We start from the raw sequence: 10,212 nt of genomic DNA, 5'->3' as shown, positions 1-10,212 counted from the left end.
GGAAGAAGAAGAGCGCCAGATGTTGTTAGGGCTCGATAGTTAAATAAGCCCCCTTATAGGGGGCCAGTCAAAGCCACCTGCTCTGCAGGTGGATTATTTACTTTTCTTGATAGTAACAATTTTGATTCTTCTAAATAGCTAAGGCGCTATTAGTGAGCAGTATTATCGATAATATTTTTATTCTCACTGTGAAATATCAGCACAATTTCATTTACACAGTTTCTTTTCTCAATTGACGCGTTAAAATCATCCTTCTACAGATAAATAATTCAAAGGTTACTCTAATGACATTTAGTGCGGTGATCCTCGCTGCGGGTAAAGGTACTCGTATGTATTCTGCTATTCCTAAAGTTTTGCATACTCTGGCAGGAAAGCCGATGGCTAAACATGTAATTGATACATGTGGAGATCTTGGTGCACAAAATATTCACTTAGTTTATGGTCATGGCGGCGACCAAATGAAACAGACTCTTGCTGATGCGCCTGTTAATTGGGTACTGCAAGCGGATCAATTAGGTACCGGTCATGCCGTGGATCAAGCCTCAGATAAATTTCGTGATGATGAGAAGATTTTGGTTCTCTATGGCGATGTTCCACTTATCTCTTCAGAAACACTTGATAATTTATTGAGCACTCAACCTGAAGGCGGTATCGCGCTTTTGACAGTGATACTAGATAACCCAACTGGTTATGGCCGAATTGTTCGTGAAAACGATGCGGTCGTGGCAATAGTTGAACAAAAAGACGCTAACGAGTCACAAAAACGCATTCAAGAAATCAATACAGGAGTATTGGTGGCTACCGGGGGTGACCTTAAGCGCTGGTTAGGCCAATTGAGTAATGATAATGCACAAGGTGAGTTCTATTTTACCGATATTATAGCCGCTGCTCACGCTGATGGTCGTGCTATTGAAGCGGTTCATCCAATAAGAACCGTTGAAGTTGAAGGTGTCAATAATCGTGTTCAATTGGCTCGTTTAGAGCGGGCTTATCAAGGTATGCAGGCAGAGAAGCTACTTGAACAGGGGGTAATGCTCCGTGACCCTAGCCGTTTTGATTTACGTGGTGAGCTTCAATGTGGTCGAGATGTAGAGATTGATATTAATGTCATTATTGAAGGAAGTGTATCCTTAGGTGATAACGTTGTTATTGGTGCAGGCTGCGTACTTAAGGACTGTGAGATAGACGATAATACGCTTGTACGCCCTTATAGCGTGATAGAAGGTGCTACGGTAGGGGAAGAGTGTACTGTTGGTCCATTTACTCGTCTACGGCCGGGAGCAGAGCTTCGTAATGATGCTCATGTCGGTAACTTTGTTGAAGTGAAAAATGGTTTGATCGGTGAAGGCTCTAAAGCCAACCACCTAACCTATATCGGCGATGCTGAAATTGGCCAACGAACCAATGTCGGTGCAGGTGTTATTACCTGTAATTACGATGGTGCAAATAAGTTTAAAACGGTCATTGGCGATGACGTATTTGTGGGTTCTGATTGTCAGTTGGTTGCGCCAGTTACCATTGGAAATGGTGCCACTATAGGTGCAGGTACCACTCTGACCAAGGATGTAGATGAAGGTGAGTTAGTGATTACAAGAGCTAAAGAGCGAAAAATTGCTAACTGGCAACGTCCTGTAAAAATAAAGAAATAGTTATGAGATAAAAAAGGAGCCAGAGGCTCCTTTTTTATTGCGATAGTGACTGGTTATTTTTGTAAAAAAAACTGATAAGAAGGGTTATTAGATTCATCTTTGTACTGATAACCTAGCTCATGTAGATGAGAAGAGAACCGTGGTAAGTCGCTTTCATCTAACTCAAACCCGCATAATACTCGCCCATAATCTGCACCATGATTACGATAATTAAATAGGCTTATATTCCAGTGTGTTCCCAGAGTACTTAAAAACTTAAGTAGTGCTCCCGGATACTCTGGAAATTCAAAGCTATAAAGGCGTTCTTTTAACTGTTTTGAAGGTTTTCCACCAACCATATATCGAATATGAAGTTTGGCCATCTCATCATCAGATAGATCCACCACAGGGTAACCGCCTTCATGCAGCTCGTGAACGATGCTGTCTAGCTCTTCTTGCCCTTCTTGTAATCTAACCCCAACAAAAATATTGGCTAAGTTCTCATCGCTATACCGATAATTAAATTCTGTGACGGCTCGACCACCAATAATCTCACAGAATTTAAAAAATGCGCCCGGTTGTTCAGGAATAGTAACGGCTAATAATCCTTCCCGCTTTTCTCCTAGTTCACAACGTTCTGAGACATAACGCAAACCATGGAAATTGGTATTTGCACCAGAAAGTACAGTCGCTAAGTTGTTTTGTTGAAGATTATTTTGTTCGGCAAATTTTTTCAGTCCAGCAAGGGCAAGGGCCCCTGAGGGTTCTGCAATTGCTCGGGTATCTTCAAATATATCCTTCACAGCAGAGCAGATTTCATCACTGGACACAGCAATATGACCGTCTAAGTATTGATGACATAAACGGAATGTTTCATCGCCAATGCGCTTAACCGCGACACCATCAGCAAACATGCTTATTTGGTCAAGTACGACAGGTTCGCCAGCATCCAGAGCGGCTTTCAGGCAGGAAGAGTCTTCCGGCTCAACAGCAATGACCTTTATTTCCGGCATCAACTGTTTTACTAGCACAGCAACACCTGCGGCTAAACCTCCGCCGCCAACGGGAACAAAAATGTAATCAAGGTGCCCGTTTTGCTGCAACATTTCCATTCCAATAGTCCCCTGACCCGCAATAACTAAAGGGTGATCGAATGGAGGTACAAACGTGTAGTTGTGTTTCTTAGAAAGTATCTCTGCTTCTGCTTTTGCTTCATCAAAGTTGCTTCCATGCAGAACCACATTGCCGCCAAAACTACGAACAGCTTCTACTTTTATGTCAGGGGTTGTTTTAGGCATAACTATGGTGGTTTTAATACCTAGTTTTGTTCCAGAAAGCGCCATGCCTTGAGCGTGGTTTCCCGCTGATGCCGCAATGACCCCTGCCTGCTTCTGTTGTTCAGATAAGCTGGCAACCATGTTGTAAGCGCCACGTAGCTTAAAAGAGTGTACGGGCTGACGATCTTCTCGTTTGATTTGCACCTTATTGTTTATGCGTTCAGATAAGCGTGGCATATCTTGCAACTGAGTCACGGTGGCAACTTCGTAAACGGGAGCGCGTAATATTTGGCGCAGATAGTCTGCGCCGGTCTGTTTTGTTGCGGTCATTCGCTAGTCCTCTAGCATCGACTTATCGCGAACGGCACCTTTATCTGCACTAGTAGCCATACTTGCGTATGCTTTTAGAGCAAAAGAGACTTCGCGTTGACGATTAACTGGCTTCCAACCTAATGTCTCTTGATTGGCACGGCGGCGAGATAGTTCTTGGTCATCGATATCTAAAGTAATCGAGCGATTTGGAATATCAATAGTAATAATATCCCCTTGATTCACTAAACCAATAATGCCGCCATTGGCTGCTTCTGGTGAAACGTGACCGATAGATAGCCCAGATGTACCACCAGAGAAACGACCATCTGTAAGCAGTGCGCACTCTTTACCCAGTCCCATCGATTTTAAATAGGTAGTTGGGTATAGCATTTCTTGCATACCCGGACCGCCTTTTGGTCCTTCATAACGGATAACAACCACATCACCAGCGGTCACTTTACCGTTAAGAATGCCATCAACAGCGTCTTCTTGGCTTTCAAATACCACCGCTGGTCCTTGGAAAGTCAAATTGCTTTCATCAACGCCAGCTGTCTTAACAATACAGCCATCTATGGCTATATTGCCTTTGAGTACCGCAAGGCCACCATCTTGGCTAAAGGCATTTTGTTTGGTGCGAATGCACCCTTCTTTGCGATCGTCATCTAATGTGTCCCAACGACACTTTTGAGAAAACGCTTCTGTTGTGCGAATGCCAGCAGGGCCAGCACGGAAGAACTGTTTTATCTCTTCAGATTCTGTTTGCATGATGTCGTATTGAGCCAGTTGGTCTTGCATAGAAATACCCAGAACCGTTTTGGTTTGGTTGTTGAGTAGTCCTGCTCTATCAAGTTCACCTAAGATGGCCATTACGCCACCTGCGCGGTGCACGTCTTCCATATGATACTTCTGCGTAGAAGGGGCAACTTTACATAAGTGAGGAACTTTGCGAGACATCCGATCGATATCTTGCATATCAAACTCTATCTCTCCCTCTTGAGCGCCTGCTAACAAGTGCAATACGGTATTGGTCGACCCACCCATTGCAATATCCAGCGCCATGGCATTTTCAAAGGCAGCTTTATTGGCAATATTACGTGGAAGTGCTGATAGATCGCCTTGTTCGTAATAGCGTTTGGTCAATTCAACGATACGACGGCCAGCGTTTAAGAATAGTGCTTTTCGGTCTGCGTGCGTGGCCAGCATTGAGCCGTTACCCGGTTGGCTTAAACCTAGAGCTTCGGTTAAGCAGTTCATTGAGTTTGCAGTAAACATACCTGAGCAAGAGCCGCAAGTTGGACAGGCTGAACGTTCAATTTGCTCACTCTGTTCGTCTGATACTGTAGGATCTGCACCCTGAATCATGGCATCAACCAAGTCCAGCTTTATGAGTTGATCAGACAATTTTGTTTTGCCCGCTTCCATTGGTCCACCAGAAACAAAAATCACCGGGATGTTCAGTCTTAATGCTGCCATCATCATTCCAGGAGTGATTTTGTCACAGTTTGAAATACAGACCATGGCATCGGCACAGTGGGCATTCACCATATACTCAACGGAGTCAGCAATAAGTTCGCGAGAAGGCAGAGAATACAGCATACCCCCGTGTCCCATCGCGATACCATCATCGACTGCAATGGTATTAAACTCTTTGGCAATACCACCTGCTTGTTCAATTTCTTTGGCAACTAACTGGCCCATGTCTTTTAAGTGTACGTGACCCGGAACAAACTGGGTGAAGGAGTTAACCACAGCAATAATCGGTTTACCAAAGTCCTCTTCTTTTACGCCCGTTGCGCGCCATAAAGCACGTGCTCCCGCCATATTTCTGCCGTGTGTGGTTGTGGCGCTGCGGTATTTGATCTGTTGAGACATTGTTTTTAATTCCTTATATTACTTCTGTGGTGAATAAACAGGATCTAACCAACCCCATTTGTCCTCAGTTGTTCCATTGAAAAGCCCAAAAAATGTGGACTGAATTTTTTCCGTAATCGGGCCTCTTTTGCCTTCCCCTACGGTAATTTGATCGACACTTCGTACCGGAACAATTTCTGCTGCGGTACCTGTCATAAATATTTCGTCTGCTAGATAAAGTGCTTCTCGAGCAATGTTCTCTTCGCGTACTTGATAACCTAGCTCTTTAGCTAAAATCATAATGGAGTCACGAGTAATGCCCGGTAAGATGGCGCTGGTGGCTGGTGGAGTACAAATTACCCCATTTTTTACCACAAAAATATTCTCACCGGCCCCTTCAGACAAATAACCATCAACGCTTAAAGCGATACCTTCTGCATAACCGTGACGTCGAGCTTCACCACCGACCAACAAGGATGATAGGTAATTCCCGCCCGCTTTAGCGGCAGTCGGTATGGTATTAGGTGCGGCACGATTCCAGCTTGAAATCATAGCATCGACACCACTTGCTAGAGCTTCTTCTCCTAGATAAGAACCCCATGGAAAAGCTGCAATAATGAGATCCATTTCTGTCTCTGTTGGCGGGCATACACCTAAGCCAACATTACCAACAAAACCAAGTGGGCGAATGTAGGCTGATTGCAATTTATTATCACGTAGAGTTTGTCGACAAGCTTCCATCAGTTCATCAACGGAGTAAGGAATTGGAAAGCGATAGATTTTGGCAGAATCTTTTAGGCGCTGCATATGCTCTTTATGCCTAAATACAATCGGGCCTTTTGGTGTGTCGTAACAGCGAATGCCTTCGAAAACCGAAGTGCCATAATGCATAGCGTGGGTGAGTACGTGAACATTTGCTTCTGCCCAAGGCACCATTTCTCCATTGAACCAGATAAAATCAGCTGTGTTTGTCGCCATAATAGAATCCTTTCTTAAATTTTGTATGCGCTGAGCATTTCGTCTTTTTTCAGTCGAGTGGTGTGTACATCCGTTACATCCCACAATTTTTCCACTTGATTGGTAATCAATGTGATAGGACGATCACTGTCTACAACAATCTCTATTTGAGCCACTTTACTCTCATGGTTCTGTGTCGCAAGTATTTGCTTAATTGCAAAACCACGGTGTCTAACCACTCGCAAAATGCGCTCAACTAATACTGGTTTATCGTTGGCTTCGATTTTTAATAAGTATCTATCCATTAGGTATTCTCCAGCATATCTTGGTTCGCTGCACCAGGTGGTACTAGTGGCCACACGTTCTCTTCTTCGTCGATCACGACATGAAGAAGATAGGCAGAGTCACACTCCATCATCTCTTTTAGTGCAGGTTCAACTTCACTTTTTGTGGTTATGGTTTTGCTCGCGATACCAAATGCGCTTGCTAACATTTCAAAATCAGGGTTGTCGTCAAGAATGGTCTCACTATGGCGACCATCAAAAAACAGTGACTGCCACTGTCTAACCATACCAAGGCGCTGATTATTAAGTAATACTATTTTGACGGGAACCTGCTTACGCTTGATGGTGCCGAGTTCTTGAATATTCATCATAATAGAACCATCACCAGTAATAAGGACGGATTGATCGTCTGGGCGAGCAATTTTGGCACCAATTGCGGCAGGTAGACCAAATCCCATCGTGCCCAAACCAGCAGAGGTGATGTAGTTTTCAGGTCGTCTTGGTTGAATATGTTGTGCGGCCCACATCTGATGTTGGCCAACATCGGTAGATACAATGGTGCTGTCTGGCATCATGTCAGATAACTGTTTTAATAGTAGGGGCGCATAAATAGGCTCTCCGGGATGGTCATAGCGCCACTTAAATTCACTTCTGAGATCTGAGGTATATTGAAGCCATGGGGAGAGATCTTGCTGTACCGATAACTGTGGTAACAACTCATTGATATCCCCTTGTAATGATGCATGAGAGTGACGGAGCTTATTAAATTCAGCGGCATCAATATCTATGTGGATCACCCGAGCATCTGGCGCAAATGAGTCAAGTCGACCGGTCACCCTGTCATCAAAGCGTGCACCAACAACAATAAGAAGATCGGCATCTTGAACGACTAAGTTTGCGGCTTTGGTGCCATGCATTCCTACCATACCTAAGTAATTAGGATCATGGCGTTCGATGCTGCCAAGTCCTTTAAGAGTGCTGATTGTAGGCATAGGATTATTGGCTAAGAAAGTTCTTACCGTTTCTGTCGCTTTGGCTATTTGAACGCCACCACCAATATAAAGAACAGGTTTGTCTGACTTGCTAAGAATATTTTGTGCTTTGTTGATGAGTTCTGAGTCTACAACGGGAATGGCGGGTGGCTCTATAAAAGGGAGCTCATGAACGGGAGCTTCAGCCAGCTGTACATCTTTTGCTATATCTACAACTACTGGCCCTGGACGGCCTGACTTGGCTACGATAAAGGCTTCCGCCAATGTTGGTGCAAGGTCATCAATATCGGTAACCAAATAGTTGTGCTTAGAACAAGATAAAGACATACCAATCACATCCATTTCTTGGAAAGCATCGGTTCCAATTAATGGGGTTGCCACCTGACCTGTAATCGCGACGATAGGAACAGAATCAAGCAGTGCATCTGCAAGGCCAGTTACTAGGTTAGTTGCTCCTGGGCCAGATGTTGCTAAGCAGACTGCAACATCTTGTGTCGCTCTTGCCATCCCAATTGCAGCAATTGCGGCCCCTTGTTCATGTCGGCATAAGACATGTTCAACACCGCCATCATAAAGAGCATCATAGATAGGCATGATGGCACCACCGGGATAGCCAAATACGGTTTTAATACCTTGCTGTTTTAATGCGGCAACAACTAAATTTGAACCATTCATTGGTTGCTCCCGTTATATTGCGCTTGTCCAAACGCGTTATTTTTATTGCACATACTGTGCTCCTATACTTCCTGTTTAATTTAATAACTGGCTAAACCTGCATTAACTTAAGGTTTAAAAAAACCCCCGAACTTTTCAGTGCGGGGGTTTTTTAGCAATTCGTTTGTTACTTTCTGCTGCTCACTCGCCCCCGCGCGGTATCAATAATGACCACGAGAATTAGAATAATGAGTGCGTTGATGCGAGCGTTAAAGTTCATTTTTTATTCGATTTTGTTGTGCGTAAATGTTTGCGTACCTAGTGGTAACATAGAAAATGACTATTTGACAAGCAAAACTTCAGTCTTTTTTCATATTTACCCGTTTTATTTTTGAGCTATATATACTCAAGTGACCTCAAGGTGCAGGATTCAGAGCTACATCAACAGGGTCAAGTTCAAGAAAGATAATCGAAGGAATGGCATCCCCTTTCAAGGTTATCTGACGCAGAAATGGTCATGTTGATGAGCTCCCAAAGGGCGAGTTTTATTGGCTCCTGCTCTGTGTTACTGATTCTTGCCGTAGAATGACTATGCCTTCAAATCAGTGCCTTGATCAGAAGCCAATAAACTCTCGCTGAACAAGCATCTTGAGGTTACTTGAGTATAAGCCGAATAGATGAGCGAAATAGTTTCAAAACCGTAAATATTGAGGATTAGATGGCATTAGCAATTGTACATAGTAGAGCCAGTGTGGGGGTTGAATCGCCTGAAGTAACGGTAGAGGTCCACATTAGTAACGGAATGCCGGGATTTGCATTAGTTGGCTTACCTGAAACCACCGTTAAGGAGTCTAAGGATAGGGTACGTAGTGCCATCATTAACTCTAACTTTGAATTTCCAGCAAAGCGGATCACGGTAAACCTAGCTCCGGCAGATCTTCCGAAAGAGGGAGGAAGATTCGATCTTCCTATTGCATTAGGTATTTTGGCTGCATCTGAGCAGATCGCCATTGATCGACTTAATCATTGTGAATTTATAGGGGAGCTTGCTTTGTCTGGTGAGCTTCGCTCAGTAAAAGGGGTTCTACCGGCGGCGTTAGCGGCCAGCAAAGCCCAACGGTGTTTGGTTGTGCCAAATGACAATGGTGATCAAGCGGCGTTAGTTGCTGACAATAGACATAAGTCAGCGCTCTCTTTGCTGGATGTATGTGCTGATCTGTGTGGGCAGAAAACACTGAGCTTGTTTCAATCACCGCGCTCCGTTCACTCAAGTAAGGGACACTGCCGTGATTTGCGAGATGTCATTGGACAGCAACAAGGTAAGAGAGCGTTAGAAATAGCTGCTGCGGGTTGTCATAACTTGCTGTTTCTGGGGCCTCCGGGAACAGGAAAAACAATGCTGGCATCACGGCTGTGTGATTTGCTGCCCTGCATGAGTGATGAAGAGGCATTAGAAACGGCCTCTATCGCTTCCTTGATTGATGATCAGGATATTAATATCAATAATTGGCGGAGAAGACCATTTCGCTCTCCTCATCACTCGTCATCAATGGTGGCGTTAGTAGGAGGAGGATCGGTTCCTCGTCCGGGGGAAATTTCACTCTCTCATAATGGACTGCTATTTCTTGACGAGATGCCAGAGTTTGAACGAAAAACGTTAGATTCTTTGCGAGAACCATTGGAGTCAGGAGAAATAGTTATCTCAAGAGCAGCAGGAAAGGTTCGTTTTCCTGCCCGATTTCAATTGGTAGGTGCATTAAATCCTAGCCCAACAGGCTACTACGAAGGAAACCACTCACGGACTAACCCACAGGCCATTCTTCGCTATTTAAGCCGATTATCCGGGCCTTTATTGGACCGTTTTGATATGTCTCTGGAAATACCTCTTTTGCCGAAGGGAATGCTTACCTCGAAAGGCGAAAGAGGAGAGTCAACTGAGGTGGTTAAACAGAGAGTTAATATGGCAAGGGAGAGTATGCTAAATAGGAGTGGCACGATTAATGGTCTATTAACCAATAGAGATATTAATAAATATTGCCCATTAGAGAAACAAGATGCGGACTTTTTAGAGACGACAATCTATCAACTTGGCTTATCGATACGGGCTTACCACCGAATTTTAAAGGTGGCGAGAACCATAGCGGATTTGGAAGGGTGCCAGCAGATAGAGAAAGCACATATTGCAGAAGCGCTAGGTTATCGTGCGATGGATCGTCTGCTAAAGAGCTTAACCGCTCAGATAGTTTGATTTGTTAGA

7 protein-coding genes are annotated in these 10,212 nt (G+C 44.2%); 2 read left to right on the top strand and 5 right to left on the bottom strand.

Going from position 1 to position 10,212, the window contains the following annotated elements:
* Positions 1-284 precede the first annotated feature (284 nt).
* Positions 285-1,649 carry a bifunctional UDP-N-acetylglucosamine diphosphorylase/glucosamine-1-phosphate N-acetyltransferase GlmU gene (glmU, locus tag F0227_RS19690; RefSeq protein ID WP_171754961.1) on the top strand — a complete coding sequence of 455 codons (1,365 nt, stop codon included), beginning with the start codon at positions 285-287 and terminating at the stop codon, positions 1,647-1,649.
* Positions 1,650-1,702: 53 nt separating this feature from the next.
* Here the strand turns inward: glmU and ilvA are convergent, their stop codons facing one another.
* From ilvA to ilvG, 5 genes are read right to left on the bottom strand one after another with little or no spacing between them, the layout of a single operon-like run.
* Positions 1,703-3,235: a threonine ammonia-lyase, biosynthetic gene (ilvA, locus tag F0227_RS19685; protein WP_171754960.1), complete on the bottom strand. Its 1,533-nt coding sequence runs from the start codon at positions 3,233-3,235 to the stop codon at positions 1,703-1,705.
* 3 nt (positions 3,236-3,238) lie between these two features.
* On the bottom strand, positions 3,239-5,089 hold the full coding sequence (gene ilvD, locus F0227_RS19680; RefSeq protein ID WP_171754959.1) for a dihydroxy-acid dehydratase: 1,851 nt from the start codon (positions 5,087-5,089) through the stop codon (positions 3,239-3,241).
* Between the two features lie 18 nt (positions 5,090-5,107).
* Complete coding sequence (locus F0227_RS19675) at positions 5,108-6,046, bottom strand: branched-chain amino acid transaminase (RefSeq protein ID WP_171754958.1); 939 nt, start codon at positions 6,044-6,046, stop codon at positions 5,108-5,110.
* 14 nt (positions 6,047-6,060) lie between these two features.
* Positions 6,061-6,330 carry an acetolactate synthase 2 small subunit gene (gene ilvM / locus F0227_RS19670; RefSeq protein ID WP_171754957.1) on the bottom strand — a complete coding sequence of 90 codons (270 nt, stop codon included), beginning with the start codon at positions 6,328-6,330 and terminating at the stop codon, positions 6,061-6,063.
* A complete protein-coding gene (gene ilvG, locus F0227_RS19665; protein WP_171754956.1) occupies positions 6,330-7,976 on the bottom strand; it encodes an acetolactate synthase 2 catalytic subunit in 1,647 nt (548 codons plus the stop codon). The genes ilvM and ilvG overlap by 1 nt, the downstream gene beginning before the upstream one ends.
* A gap of 697 nt (positions 7,977-8,673) precedes the next feature.
* Between ilvG and F0227_RS19660 the strand changes: the two genes are divergently transcribed.
* Entirely contained in the window at positions 8,674-10,203 is a 1,530-nt protein-coding gene (locus F0227_RS19660; RefSeq protein ID WP_171754955.1) for a YifB family Mg chelatase-like AAA ATPase, read from the top strand.
* The last annotated feature ends 9 nt before the right edge of the window (positions 10,204-10,212 follow it).

This window comes from Vibrio sp. 99-8-1, from assembly GCF_013114595.1.
Classification (GTDB): Bacteria; Pseudomonadota; Gammaproteobacteria; order Enterobacterales; family Vibrionaceae; genus Vibrio.
Note: the sequence above shows the minus strand (reverse complement) of the source record. Positions and strands in the feature narration are given on the sequence as shown.

Coding starts and splice junctions, on each gene's coding strand:
- F0227_RS19675 (WP_171754958.1), bottom strand. CDS start 6,046: ATGGCGACAAACACAGCTGATTTTATCTGGTTCAATGGAGAAATGGTG.
- glmU (WP_171754961.1), top strand. CDS start 285: ATGACATTTAGTGCGGTGATCCTCGCTGCGGGTAAAGGTACTCGTATG.
- ilvG (WP_171754956.1), bottom strand. CDS start 7,976: ATGAATGGTTCAAATTTAGTTGTTGCCGCATTAAAACAGCAAGGTATT.
- ilvA (WP_171754960.1), bottom strand. CDS start 3,235: ATGACCGCAACAAAACAGACCGGCGCAGACTATCTGCGCCAAATATTA.
- ilvM (WP_171754957.1), bottom strand. CDS start 6,330: ATGGATAGATACTTATTAAAAATCGAAGCCAACGATAAACCAGTATTA.
- ilvD (WP_171754959.1), bottom strand. CDS start 5,089: ATGTCTCAACAGATCAAATACCGCAGCGCCACAACCACACACGGCAGA.
- F0227_RS19660 (WP_171754955.1), top strand. CDS start 8,674: ATGGCATTAGCAATTGTACATAGTAGAGCCAGTGTGGGGGTTGAATCG.